Raw genomic sequence first — 18065 nt, forward strand, 5'->3', positions numbered from 1 at the left:
ACTGCACTCTGGTCGCCTGCAACCAGGTGTTCTGTTTAATACTTAGGTTTAGGGGAGGTATATTAATGGTCACTTAAATTAATCCTGTGTACAAATGAAGCTTCGCAGTCCTGGCGATATATTACATATCAAGGGTCTGTGGAGAATGTGTCGTGAATACTCTGGCTATCAAGTTGATAAGATGGTCGTCATCGCTTCGATCAGCAATCGTTTTATGCTTGTCGATAATAGCAATAGAGCTTGCTGGATATATGAAGGCGCTGATGTTTGAAAGTTGTCTGTTTGTCGGGCGCTGCAATAGTAGTAAGTCGTCAAGAAAATCCTCCATGTTTGCATTGGAGTTAGTGCCTGTCGAAAAGGATGCAGGTGATTTGCCAATAGGTTCGCACTTGGTTAGTCCGCGCAAATTTTATGCGCATCATGGCATATACCTTGGGCGTGGAGACGTAGCTCATTACTCTGGATTTAGCAGTTCACTCAAGCCAGGTCCCATCGAAGTGACTGACCTTGAAAGCTTCGCAAACGGTAAGCCAGTCTGGTTGATACGGGAATCGTGTGAATATTCAAACGATGAAATTGTCCGTCGTGCGCGTTCTAGAATGGGTGAAAGTCAATACAGGATTCTGTCCAATAACTGCGAACATTTTTGCAATTGGTGCATTAGTGGGAAAAGTTGTAGTGTCCAGGTCAGGGCGTTTCTCCATTGTCCACGTTATCTGCTTTTTTTTATTTCAGCGTTGGAACTGTATTTTATTGCATGATTTTTCCCAGTGTTTTCGGGTGGTTATAACCATGTTTGTGTGCGCGCTTACGCGACGTAAAGTGTTGTGCTAGAATTTTTCCCTCAACCAACCAAAGAGGGCTGTGCATGAACGGAAATCCACCATCCAATGAGCAAAGCAGTAAAGGTTCTATGGTGTTCGTGGTGGATGACGACGCTTCCATGCGCAATGCATTAAGCAATCTTTTACGCTCTGCCGGTATACAAGTCGAGACGTTCGCATCCACTGCGGAGTTTCTTCAACAGCCAAAGACCGAGGGTGCAAGCTGTTTGATTCTTGATGTACGACTTCAAGGTAACAGTGGTCTTGAGTTCCAAAGCCAGTTAGCCAAATCCAATGCCAATATTCCGATTATTTTCATCACCGGGCATGGGGACATCGAAATGTCTGTCAAGGCGATGAAAGCCGGCGCGGTGGATTTTTTGGCAAAACCGTTTCGTGAACAGGACCTTCTGGATGCGGTGTCTACCGCACTGCAGGCAGATGTCAAACGCCGGCAATTTGAGCAGCAGTTTTCAGATCTGCATGCCCACTATCAGACGCTGACAGCTCGTGAAAAAGAGGTGATGGCCCTTGCAGTCAAAGGTCTGATGAATAAACAGATTGCAGGGCAGATGAATCTGAGCGAGATCACCGTGAAAATTCACCGCGGGCATGCAATGAAAAAAATGCACGCAAAGTCGTTTGCTGATTTGGTCCGGATGGCAGAGTCATTAGGAGAGCGTCTTGATCGTTGATCAGAACAACAGGTTTGAATGGTTCCTGATTTCCTGGACGCACCATGCAGGTGTCTTCGAACCGGCTGCGTAACCTCCTTCGCGAATCCATATGCGTTTTTACACACTCTGGGCCGAAAGCAGCTTATCGCGAGGGGCCGCTATCGGTGTCGCATCCGGCTGCACCTCTGCGAGCGGATGTCGAGACTGACCCCATAAGCCCATCGATAAACGGTGCTTTCTGTGCCAGGTATTCACCTATGCCGCCGGTGTTGCTTGCTTCCAGTTCAAGTTTGAATTCTATGTCAGCGTCTCCAAAGAACCCAGCCAACACTATTCAGTCGAGCGAAGATCCCGGTTCGTCCAGATGATCGATGTGCTTGAAGCGCTCGACCAGAAAATCGATCAGGCTGCGCACTCGCGCCGACAGGTGCAACTGTTGCGGGTAAACGGCATAGACATCGGCGCGGGTCGGTGTCTGATCCTCCAGTACCAGGCGCAGGCGCCCACTGCGCACGTAACGGGCGATGTCCCATTCGGCTCGAAGCAGAATCCCGTAACCTTCCAGCGCCCAATTCAGGGCCACTTCACCGTCGTTACAGCCTAAGGCGCCGCGCACTTTGATGTTTTGCGTGCGCCCGCCGTTGGTGAAGCTCCACACGCCGTAGGGCGTTTCGTTTTGTCTCAGGAAGATGCAGTTGTGTTGTTGTAAATCCGCCAAACGTTGCGGCACGCCATGCTTTTCCAGGTACAGCGGCGAGGCGCATAGCAGGCGGCGATTGGATGCGATCTTGCGTGCATGGAAGGCCGCGTCCGGCAGGGTGCCGAAACGAATGCCCAGGTCAAACCCGTGAGTCGCCAGGTCGAGCGGGTGATCGCTGATTTCCAGCTGTATTTCCACCTCCGGGTACTGCGCGAAGAATGCGCCCAATGCGGGGCCGATGTAGCGCCGACCGAAGCCCAGCGACGCGTTGACGCGAATCAGGCCTTTAGGGGTTGCCCGGCTGCTGCTGAGCAACTGCTCGACCTCATCGATCTGCGTCAGGATGCGGGCGGCATGGGAAAAATACAGTTCACCTTCCGAGGTCAGACTCATTGAGCGCGTGGTGCGGTTGACCAGGCGGATGCCTAGTCGTGCTTCCAGCGCGGTCAGGCGTTTGCTCACCGCCGGTGGTGTCACGCCCAGCTCTCGAGCCGTCGCCGCCAGGCTGCCCTTGTTGGCCAGCAGGTAGAAAAAAGACAAATCCAGTGTCTGGCTCATTGATAACTCAAATTCATCTATGTAGTGATTTGGAGTAACTCACGCTCATTTGCTCACTACATATACTCCGCTCACACCCTGATTGAACACCCCCGTTCGACAGGCACAACAAGAACGTGACAAGAGTGGAGTTAACGATGAGTGCATACAAAATTGCTGCAGTTCCCGGTGATGGTATTGGTGTTGAAGTGATCGCCGCGGGCGTCGAGGTGCTGCAAGCCCTGTCGAAAAAATCCGGTTTTGACCTGACTTTCAAACACTACGACTGGAACTCCGATAACTACCTGAAAAATGGTTACTACATTCCTGAAGGTGGTCTGGAAGAACTGAAAACCTTCGATGCCATTTTCTTCGGTGCTGTCGGTGCGCTCAACGTACCGGATCACATCTCCCTGTGGGGCCTGCGTCTGCCGATCTGCCAAGGCTTCGACCAGTACGCCAATGTGCGTCCGGCTCGCGTATTGCCAGGGGTAAAAAGCCCGCTGCTCAATGGTGATCAAATCGATTGGGTCGTGGTGCGTGAAAACTCCGAGGGCGAGTACTCCGGCAACGGCGGCCGTGTTCACCGGGGCCTGCCTGAAGAGGTCGCCACGGAAGTGTCTGTGTTCACTCGTGCCGGGGTCGAGCGTATTCATCGTTTCGCCTTCGAACTGGCCCGGAGCCGTCCTCGCAAGCACCTGACCATGGTCACCAAATCCAACGCTCAGCGTCACGGCATGGTGTTGTGGGACGAGATTTTCTACGAGGTCGCCAAGGATTTTCCGGATGTGAAGATCGACAAGGAACTGGTCGACGCGGTGACTACGCGCATGGTGCTTAAACCGTCGACGCTGGACGTGATCGTCGCCACCAACCTGCACGCCGACATCCTGTCCGATCTGGCCGCCGCGTTGTCCGGCAGCCTGGGCATCGCGCCGACCGCCAACCTGAACCCTTCGCGTAAATTCCCCTCGATGTTCGAACCCATCCACGGCTCGGCCTTCGACATCACCGGCAAGGGTGTCGCCAACCCGATCGCGACGTTTTGGACAGCGGCGATGATGCTCGAACACCTGGGCGAGACAACCGCGGCCAAGCAGCTGATGTCGGCTATCGAAGCCGTGACCGAAAGCGGTCTGCATACCCCGGATCTCGGCGGTAACGCCACCACCCGACAGATCACCGATGCCGTCATCGCCTTGATCAACCGCTGAAATTTTCCAGCGATTCAAAGTAGTACTGCGGCACAACGCCAAGGGGCGGCTCACTGAGTCCGACCCCTTAGCATCTCCTGACAACAATAAAAAATCAGGGCCCTGTCATGAAAAGAATATTTGGCAAACTCTACGTACAAGTGCTCATCGCAGTCATCCTCGGCGCCATTGTCGGGGTGTTCGTTCCCGAAACCGGAACAGCGCTCAAACCCTTGGGCGACGCGTTCATCAAATTGATCAAAATGCTGCTCGCACCGGTAATCTTCCTCACGGTGGTGACGGGCATTGCACGTATGGAGAACATGAAAGAGCTGGGGCGTGTTGGTTTTCGTGCGCTGATCTATTTCGAAGTGGTTTCCACGCTGGCGCTGGTCGTCGGCCTGGTCGTGGTCGATGTGTTCAAACCCGGTGCAGGCATGAACATTGATGTCGCCTCGCTGGATACGTCCAGCCTGGCCACCTACACCACGGCGGTGAAGCATGCGTCGTTCATGGACTTTGTGATGAACATCATCCCCGACACCATCGTGGATGCCTTTGCCAAGGGCAACGTCCTGCAAATATTACTGTTCTCCATTCTGCTGGGCGTTGCCCTGGCGCATGTCGGACCACGCGCCAAGGTGTTCGTCGACACGCTGGATAGTCTGATGCAGGGGATGTTTCGCATCGTCAACATGGTGATGCGTCTGGCCCCCATCGGCGCCTTCGGGGCGATTGCCTTCACCATCGGCAAGTATGGCTTCGGCTCGCTGTTCTCCTTGGGCAAATTGATGGCTTGCGTCTACCTGACCTGCGCAGTGTTTGTGATCTTCGTACTCGGTCCGATCTGCCGCTACAGCGGTTTCAGCCTGTGGAAGTTTCTGAAATTCATCAAGGAAGAACTGTTCACCGTACTGGGCACCAGCTCTTCGGAATCGGTGCTGCCGCAAATGATTTCCAAGATGGAAAAGGCTGGTGTTTCCAAACCCGTTGCCGGGATGATCATTCCCTCGGGCTTGACCTTTAACCCGGATGGCCAGGCGATCTACTACACCATCGCCGCCATCTTCATCGCCCAGGCCACGAACACGCCGCTGACCCTGACTGATCAGCTGATCGTTCTGGCGGTGCTGATGTTCACCTCCAAAGGCTCGGCGGGGGTGACCGGTTCGGGGTTCATCATTCTGGCGGCGACGTTATCGTCCCTCGGCACCATTCCGGTGGCGGGCATGGTGCTGCTCTTGGGCGTCGACCGGTTCATGTCGGAAGCGCGGGCGATCACCAACACCATCGGCAACGGTGTCGGGACCATGGCCATTGCCAAATGGGTGGGGGCGCTGGATACCGTCAAGATGCACAAAGCGCTTAACGGGGAGGCAGCGGAGCAGAAGCCCGAAACGGTTCAAGCGGACATTGTTGCTGTGCCTTCAGCGATGCCAGCCAAAAGCCTGTTGCCGGACTTCAAAAGTGTCTCGCAGGGGTGATAGTGCGGTGGCCAGGCATGATTGATTCATTGTGCCTGGCTAGCGCTCACTGCATTTTTTTGTTCCTGGGATCGTCCGCCGGGTTGAGGTAAGTGATCCCCCAAGGCCCTGTGCCGTGGAGTTGAAGCACGGTTTCCTGTTCTCGACTGGCGCCGAACATCGACATGCCGACAGGAATGATCAGGGTGTCACCCGGATGATAGGCCTTGGCCCGTGCCGGATCGAATGTGTCTCCGGTGGCGAAGTAGAAGGTGCCCGAGATAACGGTTACGCGTTCGGTCACGGGATGGGTATGCACGCCGATTTTTGTATTGGCCGGCAGCTTCAAGCGCAGGGTGAAGGGCTCGGCGGCTTTCAGGTCACCTTCAATCACGGCAATCATTGCGCCAGGTCCCACCGCCGGCGCAGGTTTCCAGTTGAGTCCGGATGAGGTGGCGGCAATAAAACCCGCTTCCTCGGCCAGGGCGGTCAAGGTCAGAAAGGCAGGGCTGAGCAAGGCCAACAAAACAGCGGCCGCTTTGTGGGCAATCATCATGGTTTCCTCGTGTCTGGGGGCCTCAACGCACAGGAGCAGAGCCTGTGCAATCAAGTCATATATACGTTGACGGTAGCCGAATGCCGGAGCGCGGATATACCCATTGTGAACCAGTGCTATAACGCATAAGCATGTTTTATGCTGGCCTGGTCCTACCGGCGCCCACCCTGAGGAGTGACAACCATCATGAAGAAGATCGACCCAAAAGACGGCGAGGAGGGAGGCTCTGTCTCTGCACTGATAGAAGCAAAAATCAAGGCGCTGACTGACTGGCGGGGTGAGACCCTCGCTCGGGTTCGAACGCTGATCAAACAGGCCGACCCTGAAGTGGTCGAGGAATTGAAATGGAGAGGGGTTCCGGTGTGGTCGCACGCCGGCATCATCTGCACCGGTGAGACATACAAGAATGTCGTAAAGATGACCTTCGCCAAGGGTGCTTCGCTGGAGGACCCTTCAGGTCTGTTCAACGCCAGCCTCGAAGGCAACACCCGACGTGCCATCGATATTCATGAGGGCGACAGGATTGATGAAGACGCGTTGAAGACGCTGATTCGTGCGGCGGTGGCGCTCAATACGTCGAAGTAGGTTGTTCTATCCGGCTAACTGATCGACTCCAGGGTTCTCGGATAAAAAAATCGGCACTGTTTAGATCGATTATTTCTTTCGGTTCTTTATATAGCTCTGTGGCGAATATCCGTAACCGATAAAACCACGTCTTCGTTTTGATTCTGTATGCGATGAAGACGCTGTCGCCGCTATAACAGACGGTGCCGTACCGCCCGCGACACTAAAGCGGTTTCAACGTCAAAACCTGCTGCTCGGCCATCATCTTGTCGTCCCTTCGCCAGTCCTTAGAATCCGCCTCCATCAGCTTCGTCCAACTATCGAATCGCTTAGGGAGTTACACCATGATGAACGCCATGCAGATGCCAATGCCGATGATGAATACCAACATGTCGATGATGCCGATGATGGGCATGCCGATGATGATGGCGACCATGAGCTGCGAAATGATGGACGACGGCATGATGTGCAAAATGATGCCGGCCGCTGGTATGGACATGGCCATGTTCAAGAACAGCGCTGAAATGATGCAGATGATGATGAACTGCGGCATGCCGATGATGATGCACTGCGCCAACATGAGCATGATGTGCATGTCCCAGGCGAGCATGGCCATGCCGATGATGAACATGATGATGCCAATGCCGATGATGGGCATGCCGATGCCGTCGATGAAGTGCGTGATGGAATGCACGATGATGGCCGACTGCATGATGTGCAAAATCATGCCGATGGCAGGCATGAACATGGACATGATGAAAAGCTGCTGCGACTTGATGATGAAAATGATGAACGATTGCAGCATGCCGATGATGATGAGCTGCAACGGCATGCCGCTGATGTGCTGCACCTGCTGATCCCTGACAACACAAAAAAAGCCCCCGCGACCTTACGGTTACGGGGGCTTTTTCATTCCAGGCACCACATCCCCGTGTAGGAGCGAGGCTTGCCCGCGAAGGCAGAGTGTCAGGCGACATCGATATTGAATGCGAGGGCCTCATCGCGAGCAGGCTCACTCCCACAAGGGATGTGAGTTGAGCGGTATTCGTGGGTAGCGGTAATAAAACTGTGGGAGCGGGCTTGCTCGCGAAGGCGGTGTGCCAGGCAACATTAATGTCGACTGACACTCCCTCTTCGCGAGCAAGCCCGCTCCCACATTGGATGTTCATTGCTATCTCAGGTGTTTAATCCAGCCGTTCCGGGTAAGTCACCACCAGATAAGCCACTGCCTCACTGTCAGCGGGGTTGCGGTAGCGGTGGGGCTGGTCGGCGTAGAACAGGATCGAGTCGCCGGTAGACAGCAGGTAACGTTCATCGTTGACGCTGATTTCCAGCACGCCCTGCGACACCACCAGGTTCTCCTGAACACCGGGCCCATGCCCCTCGCTGTGGTCTTCGCCCAAAGGGCTCAGGCGCAGTTCGTAAAACTCCGATTGGCGTGCCACGTCGAACGGGAACAGGGCGCGGCTGACGAAGGCTCCGCTGGCGCTGACCAAGCGTTTGCTCTCTCGCGCCGACAGCACGGCCACACCTTCGAAGGCCCGATGCTCCAGAAAGGCGGCCACCGAGACCTTCAGGCCTTTGGCAATTTTGCACAGCACTTTGATGGACGGCACGCTGCGTCCGGACTCGATCTGCGCCAGCATTGCCCGACTCACACCGCATTGCCGGGCCAGCGCGTCGAGGGACAAGTGACGCTTGCCCCGCAGCCGTTGCAGGTTCTGTGCGACCCGCTCACAGATCGGGTCTTCTTCCAGTGGTTCCAGATTATTCAAGTCCGTCACGGGTTCGTCTGCGCTCGCCAGAAATCGCGAGGGTTGCTGCGCGTTCATGCGTGACGGGGCTCGGTTGAATGAGCGGCCTGGACCCATTGATAGGCCTGTAGGCCGGCGTTACGTGCATACATTTCCCACATGGCCCGTGCCCGTTGCTGAGCCTGTTTGCGTTTGCGGTAACTGGCGAAGTCGATGAGGTTGTCAGTCGGATTCATGGGGCACTTCACTGTGGTGATGAATGACGGGATGAGCTGAGAGTACGTGGATATTTTTATAACGATAAATACTGATTTTGTATGTGTTAATTCATTTTGGTTATTTGAATTAATATTCCATTTAGGAATAAACAGATAATTATATATTCCTTTTGTTGTCGGTTCAGGTGGTGCACTTTGAGGGCCTGCACATCCATGCGGATGCGCCCGACACCAGACAGGAAGCCTCATCATGACCATCAAAGCGATCAACGTCCGCAACCAGTTCAAGGGTGTCATCAAGGAAATAGTAGAGGGCGAAGTGGTGTCCGAAATCGACGTGCAAACCGCTTCCGGAATCGTCACCTCGGTGATTACCACCCGTTCGGTGCGCGACCTTGAATTGAAGGTGGGGAGCGAGGTGATTGCCTTCGTCAAATCCACCGAGGTGTCGATCGCCAAGCTCTGAAATAGCCAGTTTGACATTGAAGATCTGCGGCCTCGGCTAATGCCTGTCAGTTAAGGAGCGAAACCTGTGGGAGCGGGCTTGCTCGCGAAAGCGGTGTGTCATTCAACATTGATGTTGGCTGAACCGACGCCTTCGCGAGCAAGCCCGCTCCCACATGGATTGCGCTTAACTGACTGGCATTGGCAGCCTCGGCCGCTTTTTTTTGTCGGCGCTCACTTTCCATAACGTTGAGGTTTTCATGGCGACTCCTTTCAAGCGCTCCGCATTGACACGGTTGGCAGCCTCCGTGGCTGCGGTGAGTGCGTTACTCAGCCCCGGCGTTCAGGCCGAAGGCAAAATCAGCATTGCCCAGCAATTTGGTATCGGTTACCTGATCCTGGATGTGGTGCGCGATCAGCAACTCATCGAGAAACATGGCAAGGAGCAGGGCCTCGACATCAAGGTCGACTGGAACAGTATCTCGGGTGCCACGGCGATGAACGAGGCGTTGTTGGCCGGTGCGCTGGATGTGGTGTCGGCCGGCGTGCCGCCGATGCTGACGATCTGGGACCGGACCAAGGGCAAACAGAACGTCAAGGCCATCGCCTCGCTGGGGTCGATGCCCAACTACCTGCTGACCAATAATCCGAACGTAAAAAGCCTCAAGGACTTCACCGAAAAGGACCGCATCGCGGTGCCGGCAGCAGGGGTAGGTTTCCAGTCGCGTACTTTACAAATCGAAACGGCGAAACAGTTTGGCGCGCAAAACTTCAAGAAGTTTGACGACATCTCGATCAGTCTCGCCCACCCGGATGCGACCTCGGCGCTGATTGCCGGCGGTTCGGAGATCAACTCACATTTCTCCAGTCCGCCGTTCCAGTACCAGGAGCTGCAGAGTCCCAACGTACACAAGGTGCTGAGTTCCTACGACGTATTGGGTGGCCAGGCCACGTTTAACGTGCTGTACACCACCGAGAAATTCCATGACGAAAACCCGAAAACCTACAAGGCGTTTTACGCGGCACTCACCGAGGCCGAGAAAATAATCAAGGCCGATAAGCCCGCAGCCGCCCAGACCTATATCCGGGTGGAGCAATCGAAGCTGGCGCTGCCACTGGTTGAGAAAATCGTCGCCGACCCTGAAATCGACTTCACCGTCGTGCCCCAGCGCACCTTCATCTACGCCGAGAAACTCCAGGAACTCGGTGTGCTGAAAAACAAGGCTGCCAGCTGGAAGGATTACTTCTTTGAAGAAGCACACAGCAGCGAGGGAAGCTGAGCGGGTCAGAGCCCCCGGCTGCTTCTGATCAACTCATAGGCCCGACGCACCAGCGGATTCACGGTGTTGGGCCGAATCCACAAGTGGTAGGTCACGTCCGGCAGCCGTGGCAGGCCATCGGTCTCGCCGAGTACGCGCATGTCCGGGCCGAGCATTTCCATGCTTCTGGGCGTGACGCCCAGCCCGGCACGGGTCGCGGCTTTGATGCCAATCAGGTTCGACGCCAGGTACGCCTGGCGCCAGGGAATGTTCGCGCGTTCCAGGGCTTCCAGCGCATAGCGGCGATAGATGCTTGGCTCATCCACCAGGATCAGCGGCAAAGGCTCGCCGGGCGTATGGATGTACTGCGCCGAGCAGATCCACCACACCGGCGAGGTGCGCAAGGCAAAGCCTTCGAGCGTCGGGTCTTCGCGAGTGGAAATCACCATGTCGACCTTGCCCCGGTGCAGGTCATCCATCAAAAACGGGCTGCGGCCGACATCGATCTCCAGGCGTAAACGAGGGGCCGAGCGGGCGATGTGGCTGAGGATCGGCGGCAGGATGGTGTCGGCAATGTCATGGGGCGAGCCGATGCGCAATACGCCGCTCAAGTTGCTTTCGCGCAGCGAGTTCAATGCATCGTCGTTGAGCGAAAGCATCTGCCGTGCATGGCGCAGCAACTGCAAACCGGGTTCGGTGAGTTGCTTCTGTCGCCCGCGCTTCTCGAACAGGCTCACCCCGACTTGTTGTTCCAGGCGTTGCATGTGTTGGGTGACCGACGATTGCGTGCGAGCCAGTTGCGCGCCGGCCTCGGCAAAACTGTGGTGATCGACCACGGCAATGAAGGTGCGCAGTAATTCGAGATCGAGGGTAGATGAGGTCGACATGGCCATTCCTGAGACTGTTTTTACATCAAGGCTGCAAACATAAACATTACATTTATTTATGTGTTTTTGGCGATTTTTTGGTGATTTGGTTACAAGGTTCAGTAATTGCTGGGGTTGTTAAGATTGTCCCTTAGCGCCAATACGGCAAGTTATAACGATATTAGATATTTGAATTTCCGTTACACCAACGCTGTACCTAGGATGCCCTCACATCAGGTCGGGGGACGCCGATCATTCCATGAGGGGAAATCCATGTTGCTTGAGCGCTCACCTGTAAAACGATTGCTGCCTGCCATGCTGGGTGCCTTGATCTCATTGGCCGCCAGTGCCGGTGCTCAGGCTGATGCCACCCTGGACAAGATCCAGCAACGCCATGTGCTGACAGTGGGGGTTGTACTGTCCGGTGGCCCCTTTGGCAGTATCGATCCGAGTACCCAGAAGCCACGGGGTTTGAACGTCGACCTCGCTCAGGAGCTGGGCCGGCAATTGGGCGCCGAGGTGCAACTGGTGCCGGTATTGCCCGCCAACCGCGTGCAATTTTTGCAGCAGGGCAAAGTTGATCTGCTGATCGCCAACATGGAGTGGACGGCCGAACGCGGCGAGATTCTCGGTTTTGTGCCGACACCGTTCTACCGCGTCGGCGGTTCCGCGGCGCTGCTCAAGGACAGCAAAATCACCCGTTGGGAAGACCTCAAAGGCCAGCCCGTCTGCACCTCCCAGGGCAGCAGCTACATCAAGCCGCTCACCGAGTTGGGCGTTGAGATCAAAGCCTTCAAGAGCTCGTCGGAATCCTTGCTCGCACTGCGTGGCAACAACTGCGTCGCGGCGGTGCATGACGCCACGCTGATCAACCCGTTGATCGCCGACAACGCCGAATGGCAGGGCTATCGCGCGCTCAGTCCGGAACTCAACCCGGCCCCTTCAGTGATCTGGACCCGACCCGGCGAAAGCGATACCCAGGCTCGACTCGACCCGATCGTCAAGCAACTGCATCGCAGTGGTTGGCTGATCGAAGCCCAGACCCGCAACCGCATCACCACCGCGTCACCGGCCTTGGTGGATTTACAGAAACAGTTCCAGGCCAGCGGTGCCTGAGCGGTTCACCTCATCGTTTCAATAAGCCGCCGACTGGCTCGGCGGTCGTTCAAGGAAGTCGTGCATGAACCGATATTTTTCCGCCAGAGGCCTGGCCACTTTGTGCCTGGCAGGATACGCCGTGCTTGGCGCCAGCCTCGCTCAAGCCGACGCCACACTGGACAAGATCGAGCAACGCCACGCCATCAGTGTCGGGGTGATTCTCAGTGGCCCGCCATTCGGCACTCTCGACCCCAAGACCGGCGAGCACCTGGGGTACAACGTCGAACTGGCCAAGGGCATCGCCAAGGCGCTGGGCGTCGAGGCGCAAACGGTTTCTGTGCTGGCGCCCAACCGGGTGCAGTTCCTGCAACAGGGCAAGGTCGACATCCTGATCGCCAATATGCAGTTCACCGAAGAGCGTGCCGAGATTCTCGATTACGTGCCCACGCCTTATGAAGAAGTCGGCGGTGCCGCGTTGATTCGCAAAGGTACGGGCATCACCCAGTGGGCCGACCTCAAGGACAAACCGGTGTGTGTGTCCCAGGGCAGCAACTTCATCAAGCCGTTGCAGGAAACCTACGGCGCACAGATCAAGGCGTTCCGCAGCCAGTCCGAATCGTTGTTGTCGTTGCGCGGCAATGGCTGCGTGGCGGCGGTGCATGTCAGCCCGACCATGCATACCTTGTTGAGCGATGCCGAGTGGGCCGAGTATGAAATCCCGCTGCCGGGTGATTTGATCCCGTCGAACTCGGTAATCTGGATCCGCAAGGGCGAACACGATACCCAGGCGAAACTCGATGCCATTGTGCGCGACTGGCACCGCAGCGGTTGGTTGATCGAACTGGGCGAGCGTACCGGCATGGCGCCGTCGCAGGCCTTGCGTGACCTGCACGAGCAATACCGCAACGCGGCACCGTTGGCTGTGCGGCCATGAGTCGGCCGTTGTTCGTCGTCTTGCAGCAACTGCTCGGCGCCCGTCATGTGCAGAGCAACGAAGAGGCCGCTGCGTACCTGACCGACAAGCAGGGTCGTTATGTGGGGCAGGTCGTGGCCGCGGTGCACCCGGCAAACACTGAAGAAGTCGCCGCGGTGGTTCGTGCCTGTGTGGCGTGTGATACGCCGGTGGTGGTGCAGGGCGGCAACACCGGGCTGATGGGTGGCGCGACCCCGGACGCCAGTGGGCGTGCGGTGTTGCTGCTGCTCGACCGGATGAATCGCGTAAGGGCGGTGGACACCGACAACGACACCTTGACCGTCGAGGCGGGGTGCATTCTGCAAACCATTCAGGATGTCGCCCGTGACGCCGGGCGTCTGTTCCCGCTGAGCCTGGGCGCCGAAGGCAGCTGCACCATCGGCGGTAATCTGGGCACCAATGCCGGCGGCACCGCGGTGCTGCGTTACGGCAATACCCGCGAATTGACCCTCGGCCTGGAAGTGGTCACCGCCCAAGGCGAAATCTGGAACGGCCTGCGCGGTTTGCGCAAGGACAGCACCGGCTACGACTTGCGCGACCTGTTTATTGGCAGCGAAGGTACCCTCGGCATTATCACCGCCGCGACCCTGAAACTGTTCCCGCTGCCCAAAGCCCAAGCCACGGCGTTGCTAGCCTTCGATTCGTTGGCCCAGGCGGTGACGTTCCTGTCCCATGCCCGTGCCGGTTTCGGTGCCAGCCTCACTGCGTTCGAACTGCTCAGCGCCGAGTGCCTCGCGCTGCTGCGTGAGCAATTTCCCGAAGGCCCGCAACCCTTTCTTGGCGCTCGTCAGCCCTGGTTCGCGCTGTTGGAACTGTCCGATAACCACAGCGAAAGCCATGCCCGCGAAGCGTTTGAACAGGTACTGGGCGAAGCCTTCGAACAGCGCTTGCTGGCCGATGCGCTGGTCGCCGAAAGCCTCGCCCAGAGTCAGGCGCTGTGGCTATTGCGCGAAAACATGAGCGAGGCGCAGAAGCGTGCCGGTCGCAACATGAAGCACGACATCTCGGTGCCGATTTCCCAGGTGGTGGCGTTTGTCGCCGATACCGATGCTTTGTTGCAGCACCATTTTCCCGGTGTGCGGCATTACACCTTCGGCCATCTGGGCGACGGTAACCTGCACTACAACGTCGCCCACCCGCAGGATTCGACGGTCGAGGCGCACATGGTCCATTACGCGGCACTCAGCCAATTGGTGCACGACAGCGCCCACGCCCACGGCGGCTCAATCAGCGCTGAACACGGTATCGGCCAGCACAAACGGGACATGCTCGGGCGCTATAAAAGTCCGGTAGAACTCAACCTGATGCGCCGGATCAAGCAGGCGCTGGACCCGAACAATCTGCTGAACCCCGGCAAGGTATTGGAGGCGGTTCAGTCATGACACTTCGCCTGTCCAAACGTGTGCAGCGCGTCTCGCTGTCGGCCAATGCCGCCGCCAAATCCCAAGCCACGGCCCTGCGCGAGGCCGGTCGCGACATCCTCGACCTGACCACCGGCGAGCCGGATTTCGACACCCCGGACCACATCAAACAAGCCGCTTATGCCGCCATCGCTGGCGGTGCCACCAAGTACACGCCGACACCGGGCGTGAAGGCCTTGCGAATTGCGGTGCAACGCAAGCTCCAGCAGGAAAACCATCTGGACTACCCGCTGGAATCGATCGTGATTGCCAACGGCGCCAAACAGATCATCTTCAATGCCTTCGCCGCCACCCTTGATGACGGCGATCAAGTGCTGGTGCCAACGCCGTACTGGCCGTCCTTCCCGGACAGCGTGCGCTTCAACGGTGGCGAGCCGGTCTTCATCGAATGCGGGTTGGCGCAACGCTGCAAGCTGACGGCCGAGCGGTTGGAGCAATACATCGGTGAGCGAACTCGCTGGCTGATCCTCAATGGCCCGGGCAACCCCAGCGGCGCGGTGTACAGCGAGACCGAGTTGTACGCCTTGGCCGAGGTGCTGCGGCGCCATCCCCAGGTGCTGATTCTGCTGGATGAGCTCTACGAACATATCCGCTTCGACAGTCGACCGGCCCAGAGCCTGCTCAACGTCGCGCCGGATTTGCAGTCGCGCTGCCTGCTGGTGGGCGGCGTGTCCAAGACCTACGCCATGACCGGTTGGCGAATAGGTTTCGGTGCCGGGCCGCTAGTGCTGGCCAATGCGATGACGGTGGTGCAATCGCAATCCACCTCGGGCGCTTCGTCGGTAGGGCAAGCCGCCGCGTTGGCAGCTTTCGAGGGCGGACTGGATTTCTTGCGGTCGCAGGTCGCGGCCTATCAGCAACGCCGGGATTTACTGGTGAGTGCTTTACGTAAAGTCGACGGCCTTGAAGTGCTCGAACCTCAAGGTGGTTTCTTCGTATTTATTCGTTGCGCCGGATTATTGGGCCGCTATCGCCCGGACGGTCAGCGCTTGCAAACCGATGCCGACGTCGTTGCGTATTTGCTGGAGGAGGGCGTGGCCGGCGTAGCGGGCAGCGCTTATGGCTTGTCGCCGTGGTTTCGCCTGTCCATTGCCACTGCAACTGAAACCGTCGCCGAGGCCGGACGACGCATCGCTCAAGCCTGCGGGCAATTGCGGGGCGAACCATGAATCACTGGCTGGAATTGTTTGTCCACTGGGCCGCCGGGTTCGGCCTGAACTACGGCTTTGTGCTGGACGCCTACCAACGCGGCACCCTGGAGCAGGGCGCGCTGACCACGGTGTTGCTGTGCCTGTTCACCATCGTCGGCAGCCTGCTGGCGGGTCTCGGGTTGGCGGCGATGTTGACCTCGGGCAACCCCTGGCTGGCGAAACCTGCGCGGGTGTTTGTCGAAGTCACCCGCAACACGCCGACGCTGGTGCAGCTGTATTGCGCGTTCCTGGTGCTGAACATGCTGCTGACCCAGGCCGTCGGCGCGGCCAACCCGCTGACGCCGTTCGCCTGGGTGGTGATCGTGATCTCGCTGCACAAGGGCGCGTTCCATGCCGAGGCTTTGCGCGCCGGCATCGAAGCCGTACCGGCGGTGACGATGGAGGCGGCCAGTTCGCTGGCATTCAGCAGTCGGCAGTTGTTGTGGAACGTGCAACTGCCGCTGGCCCTGCGCTTCGCCTTGCCGTCGCTGATCAACAACCTGATCGACCTGGTGAAGATGACCGCCGTCGCCTCGGCGATTGCCGTCGGCGACATCACCTACGCGGCGATCATGATCTGGACCCAGAGCGATAACGTGCTGGAGTTGATGATTCTGATCCTGACGTTTTTCGGTCTGCTGAGTTTTACCGTCAATTGTGTGGGGCGCCTGCTCGAAGGGCGCCTGAGGATGCCCGGCTATGGCCATTGAATCGTCCGTCACCGCGCCAGTGGCCTGGCCGCGTCGGCATGTCGGCAAGTTGCTGCTGTTGATTTGCGTTGTGCTCTGGCTGGTCTACTTCGCCCCGCACAGCCCGGTGCTCAAGGCCTTGCTGCAATGGTCGCCAGCGCTGGTCGTGGGCTTTGGTCAGAACATTCTGATCAGCCTGGTGGCAATCGGGTTGGGGTCGTTGCTCGGATTGTTGGTGGGGGCCCTGGCATTGTCGCCGGTGTGGCTGCTGCGCTTGCCGGCACGGATCTGGGTGCAGGTTTTTCGCAATGCGCCGTGGCTGGTGCTGATCTATTTCACCACCTATGTGTTCCCGTTCGAGATCCACATTGGCAGCGCTTATGTCTCGTTCCCCGACTGGGTCAAGGTCACCCTTGGCCTGGCGTTGCCGGCCAGTGCCAACGTCGCGGAAATCTTCCGTGGCGCGGTCGCCTCGATCCCCAGTACCCAATGGGAGGCCGCACGCTCCCTGGCGTTCACCCGTGGGCAGATTTTTCGCTCGATCATCCTGCCGCAGTGCTTCAAGCGCATGTTGCCGCCGTGGATGAACCTCTACGCGGTGATCACCATGGGCACCGCACTGGCGTCATTGGTGGGCGTGCATGACGTGATCGACACCGCGCAAATCGCCAGCAACACGGTGAACCTGACCGGTTTTACCGTGGTGATTTACCTGAGCCTGCTGGTGCTGTTCTTTGCCTATTGCTACCCGATTTCCCGACTCACCCAACACTTGGAGCGACGTTATGCCTTCTACTGAAACCGTCGCTGAGCCCCTGGTCAGCCTGCGTGACCTGCACTTGTCGTTTGGCAGCAACCCGGTGCTCAAGGGCATCGACCTCGACGTGCACCGTGGGCAGGCTGTGTCGATCATCGGCCCGTCCGGTTCCGGCAAGTCGACGATCCTGCGTTGCATCACCGGCCTGTTACAGCCTCAGCGCGGCAGTATTCGCGTCGGCGCCACCGAGGTTCACACCCTGGCCCAGGAATCCCAGCGCATCGAGTTGCGCAAGCGCGTGGGGTTTGTGTTCCAGCAGTACAACCTGTTCCCGCATTTGTCGGTGCTGGAGAACCTGGTGATCGCACCGCGCAAAGTGCTGGGGCGCAACCGCGCCGAGGCGGAGAAAGACGCCCGCGCGTTGCTGGCCAAAGTGCGCATGGAGCACAAGGCCGATGCTTATCCGGGACAACTTTCCGGCGGTCAGCAACAGCGGGTGGCGATTGCCCGGGCGTTGGCCATGCGCCCGGAATTGATTCTGTTCGATGAGGTGACCTCGGCCCTCGACCCGGAAACCGTCGGCGAGGTGCTGACGGTGATTCGCGAGTTGACCGAAGAGGGCATGACCTGCGTACTGGTGACCCACGAAATGCGTTTCGCTGAAGAGATCAGCGACATCGTCTACTTCACTGAAAACGGCGTGATCGTCGAGCACGGCAGCGCCGCGCAGATTTTCCAGCACCCCACCAGCGAGCGCACTCAAGAGTTTCTGCGTCATGCACTGGGCGATCCGGGACGCCGTCCCCGCGTCGCCAACGATCCGTATCTGTTGACCAACCTGAGCCGCTACAGCCTGTCTGTCTAATACCGAGGAGCCTGTTC

20 protein-coding genes are annotated in these 18065 nt (G+C 57.7%); 15 read left to right on the plus strand and 5 right to left on the minus strand.

Annotated elements, in window-relative coordinates; translation table 11 throughout:
- The first annotated feature begins 152 nt into the window (after positions 1-152).
- Both IB250_RS07095 and IB250_RS07100 read left to right on the plus strand, forming a co-directional pair.
- Positions 153-761 carry a lecithin retinol acyltransferase family protein gene (locus tag IB250_RS07095; protein ID WP_192343559.1) on the plus strand — a complete coding sequence of 203 codons (609 nt, stop codon included), beginning with the start codon at positions 153-155 and terminating at the stop codon, positions 759-761.
- 107 nt (positions 762-868) lie between these two features.
- Entirely contained in the window at positions 869-1519 is a 651-nt protein-coding gene (locus IB250_RS07100; RefSeq protein ID WP_192343560.1) for a response regulator transcription factor, read from the plus strand.
- Positions 1520-1835: 316 nt separating this feature from the next.
- On the opposite strand, the gene IB250_RS07105 is transcribed toward IB250_RS07100, so the two are convergent.
- A complete protein-coding gene (locus IB250_RS07105) occupies positions 1836-2759 on the minus strand; it encodes a LysR family transcriptional regulator (protein WP_008076644.1) in 924 nt (307 codons plus the stop codon).
- A gap of 137 nt (positions 2760-2896) precedes the next feature.
- Between IB250_RS07105 and IB250_RS07110 the strand changes: the two genes are divergently transcribed.
- Both IB250_RS07110 and IB250_RS07115 read left to right on the plus strand, forming a co-directional pair.
- A complete protein-coding gene (locus tag IB250_RS07110; RefSeq protein WP_008076642.1) occupies positions 2897-3952 on the plus strand; it encodes a tartrate dehydrogenase in 1056 nt (351 codons plus the stop codon).
- A gap of 107 nt (positions 3953-4059) precedes the next feature.
- Complete coding sequence (locus IB250_RS07115; protein WP_008076641.1) at positions 4060-5415, plus strand: dicarboxylate/amino acid:cation symporter; 1356 nt, start codon at positions 4060-4062, stop codon at positions 5413-5415.
- A 46-nt stretch (positions 5416-5461) separates the two neighbouring features.
- On the opposite strand, the gene IB250_RS07120 is transcribed toward IB250_RS07115, so the two are convergent.
- Positions 5462-5947 (minus strand): cupin domain-containing protein, encoded by a 486-nt coding sequence (locus IB250_RS07120; protein WP_123495423.1) that lies wholly within the window; start codon positions 5945-5947, stop codon positions 5462-5464.
- 189 nt (positions 5948-6136) lie between these two features.
- On the opposite strand from IB250_RS07120, the gene IB250_RS07125 reads away from it, so the two are divergent.
- Positions 6137-6535, plus strand: coding sequence for a DUF1801 domain-containing protein (locus IB250_RS07125; protein WP_192343561.1), 399 nt, complete (start codon positions 6137-6139; stop codon positions 6533-6535).
- A 323-nt stretch (positions 6536-6858) separates the two neighbouring features.
- Positions 6859-7371, plus strand: a complete 513-nt coding sequence (locus IB250_RS28655; RefSeq protein ID WP_225603331.1) for a hypothetical protein — start codon at positions 6859-6861, stop codon at positions 7369-7371.
- Between the two features lie 327 nt (positions 7372-7698).
- Here the strand turns inward: IB250_RS28655 and IB250_RS07135 are convergent, their stop codons facing one another.
- Together IB250_RS07135 and IB250_RS07140 are read right to left on the minus strand one after the other, a co-directional pair.
- Positions 7699-8346: a helix-turn-helix domain-containing protein gene (locus IB250_RS07135; RefSeq protein WP_007904465.1), complete on the minus strand. Its 648-nt coding sequence runs from the start codon at positions 8344-8346 to the stop codon at positions 7699-7701.
- A complete protein-coding gene (locus tag IB250_RS07140; RefSeq protein ID WP_192343563.1) occupies positions 8343-8504 on the minus strand; it encodes a hypothetical protein in 162 nt (53 codons plus the stop codon). Before IB250_RS07140 ends, IB250_RS07135 begins: the two co-directional genes overlap by 4 nt.
- Positions 8505-8736: 232 nt before the next feature.
- On the opposite strand from IB250_RS07140, the gene IB250_RS07145 reads away from it, so the two are divergent.
- Together IB250_RS07145 and IB250_RS07150 are read left to right on the plus strand one after the other, a co-directional pair.
- Positions 8737-8952 carry a TOBE domain-containing protein gene (locus IB250_RS07145; RefSeq protein WP_038983759.1) on the plus strand — a complete coding sequence of 72 codons (216 nt, stop codon included), beginning with the start codon at positions 8737-8739 and terminating at the stop codon, positions 8950-8952.
- A gap of 238 nt (positions 8953-9190) precedes the next feature.
- Entirely contained in the window at positions 9191-10210 is a 1020-nt protein-coding gene (locus IB250_RS07150; RefSeq protein ID WP_192343564.1) for an ABC transporter substrate-binding protein, read from the plus strand.
- A 5-nt stretch (positions 10211-10215) separates the two neighbouring features.
- Here IB250_RS07150 and IB250_RS07155 read toward each other — a convergent pair whose 3' ends face one another.
- Positions 10216-11076: a LysR substrate-binding domain-containing protein gene (locus IB250_RS07155; protein WP_007904461.1), complete on the minus strand. Its 861-nt coding sequence runs from the start codon at positions 11074-11076 to the stop codon at positions 10216-10218.
- 252 nt (positions 11077-11328) lie between these two features.
- Here IB250_RS07155 and IB250_RS07160 point away from each other — a divergent pair, with 252 nt between their 5' ends.
- The 7 genes from IB250_RS07160 to IB250_RS07190 all read left to right on the plus strand — a co-directional run bounded on the left by IB250_RS07160 (position 11329) and on the right by IB250_RS07190 (position 18048).
- Positions 11329-12171 (plus strand): transporter substrate-binding domain-containing protein, encoded by an 843-nt coding sequence (locus tag IB250_RS07160; protein ID WP_192343565.1) that lies wholly within the window; start codon positions 11329-11331, stop codon positions 12169-12171.
- 64 nt (positions 12172-12235) lie between these two features.
- A complete protein-coding gene (locus IB250_RS07165) occupies positions 12236-13087 on the plus strand; it encodes a transporter substrate-binding domain-containing protein (RefSeq protein WP_192343566.1) in 852 nt (283 codons plus the stop codon).
- Positions 13084-14508 (plus strand): FAD-binding oxidoreductase, encoded by a 1425-nt coding sequence (locus IB250_RS07170; protein ID WP_192343567.1) that lies wholly within the window; start codon positions 13084-13086, stop codon positions 14506-14508. The genes IB250_RS07165 and IB250_RS07170 overlap by 4 nt, the downstream gene beginning before the upstream one ends.
- Positions 14505-15716 carry an aminotransferase class I/II-fold pyridoxal phosphate-dependent enzyme gene (locus tag IB250_RS07175; RefSeq protein WP_192343568.1) on the plus strand — a complete coding sequence of 404 codons (1212 nt, stop codon included), beginning with the start codon at positions 14505-14507 and terminating at the stop codon, positions 15714-15716. Before IB250_RS07170 ends, IB250_RS07175 begins: the two co-directional genes overlap by 4 nt.
- Complete coding sequence (locus tag IB250_RS07180; protein WP_192343569.1) at positions 15713-16447, plus strand: amino acid ABC transporter permease; 735 nt, start codon at positions 15713-15715, stop codon at positions 16445-16447. The genes IB250_RS07175 and IB250_RS07180 overlap by 4 nt, the downstream gene beginning before the upstream one ends.
- Positions 16437-17225 carry an amino acid ABC transporter permease gene (locus tag IB250_RS07185; protein WP_192343570.1) on the plus strand — a complete coding sequence of 263 codons (789 nt, stop codon included), beginning with the start codon at positions 16437-16439 and terminating at the stop codon, positions 17223-17225. The genes IB250_RS07180 and IB250_RS07185 overlap by 11 nt, the downstream gene beginning before the upstream one ends.
- Positions 17212-18048, plus strand: a complete 837-nt coding sequence (locus tag IB250_RS07190; protein WP_192343571.1) for an amino acid ABC transporter ATP-binding protein — start codon at positions 17212-17214, stop codon at positions 18046-18048. Before IB250_RS07185 ends, IB250_RS07190 begins: the two co-directional genes overlap by 14 nt.
- Positions 18049-18065 lie beyond the last annotated feature (17 nt).

Source organism: Pseudomonas sp. PDM09 (assembly GCF_014852305.1).
GTDB lineage: Bacteria > Pseudomonadota > Gammaproteobacteria > Pseudomonadales > Pseudomonadaceae > Aquipseudomonas.

Excerpts from the sequence above, each read along its gene's own strand:
- IB250_RS07190 (WP_192343571.1), top strand. The coding sequence starts at position 17,212 with ATGCCTTCTACTGAAACCGTCGCTGAGCCCCTGGTCAGCCTGCGTGAC.
- IB250_RS07140 (WP_192343563.1), bottom strand. The coding sequence starts at position 8,504 with ATGAATCCGACTGACAACCTCATCGACTTCGCCAGTTACCGCAAACGC.
- IB250_RS07150 (WP_192343564.1), top strand. The coding sequence starts at position 9,191 with ATGGCGACTCCTTTCAAGCGCTCCGCATTGACACGGTTGGCAGCCTCC.
- IB250_RS07175 (WP_192343568.1), top strand. The coding sequence starts at position 14,505 with ATGACACTTCGCCTGTCCAAACGTGTGCAGCGCGTCTCGCTGTCGGCC.
- IB250_RS07170 (WP_192343567.1), top strand. The coding sequence starts at position 13,084 with ATGAGTCGGCCGTTGTTCGTCGTCTTGCAGCAACTGCTCGGCGCCCGT.
- IB250_RS07105 (WP_008076644.1), bottom strand. The coding sequence starts at position 2,759 with ATGAGCCAGACACTGGATTTGTCTTTTTTCTACCTGCTGGCCAACAAG.
- IB250_RS07145 (WP_038983759.1), top strand. The coding sequence starts at position 8,737 with ATGACCATCAAAGCGATCAACGTCCGCAACCAGTTCAAGGGTGTCATC.
- IB250_RS07155 (WP_007904461.1), bottom strand. The coding sequence starts at position 11,076 with ATGTCGACCTCATCTACCCTCGATCTCGAATTACTGCGCACCTTCATT.
- IB250_RS07160 (WP_192343565.1), top strand. The coding sequence starts at position 11,329 with ATGTTGCTTGAGCGCTCACCTGTAAAACGATTGCTGCCTGCCATGCTG.
- IB250_RS07165 (WP_192343566.1), top strand. The coding sequence starts at position 12,236 with ATGAACCGATATTTTTCCGCCAGAGGCCTGGCCACTTTGTGCCTGGCA.
- IB250_RS07125 (WP_192343561.1), top strand. The coding sequence starts at position 6,137 with ATGAAGAAGATCGACCCAAAAGACGGCGAGGAGGGAGGCTCTGTCTCT.
- IB250_RS07120 (WP_123495423.1), bottom strand. The coding sequence starts at position 5,947 with ATGATTGCCCACAAAGCGGCCGCTGTTTTGTTGGCCTTGCTCAGCCCT.
- IB250_RS07185 (WP_192343570.1), top strand. The coding sequence starts at position 16,437 with ATGGCCATTGAATCGTCCGTCACCGCGCCAGTGGCCTGGCCGCGTCGG.
- IB250_RS07115 (WP_008076641.1), top strand. The coding sequence starts at position 4,060 with ATGAAAAGAATATTTGGCAAACTCTACGTACAAGTGCTCATCGCAGTC.
- IB250_RS07135 (WP_007904465.1), bottom strand. The coding sequence starts at position 8,346 with ATGAACGCGCAGCAACCCTCGCGATTTCTGGCGAGCGCAGACGAACCC.
- IB250_RS07180 (WP_192343569.1), top strand. The coding sequence starts at position 15,713 with ATGAATCACTGGCTGGAATTGTTTGTCCACTGGGCCGCCGGGTTCGGC.
- IB250_RS07110 (WP_008076642.1), top strand. The coding sequence starts at position 2,897 with ATGAGTGCATACAAAATTGCTGCAGTTCCCGGTGATGGTATTGGTGTT.
- IB250_RS07100 (WP_192343560.1), top strand. The coding sequence starts at position 869 with ATGAACGGAAATCCACCATCCAATGAGCAAAGCAGTAAAGGTTCTATG.
- IB250_RS28655 (WP_225603331.1), top strand. The coding sequence starts at position 6,859 with ATGATGAACGCCATGCAGATGCCAATGCCGATGATGAATACCAACATG.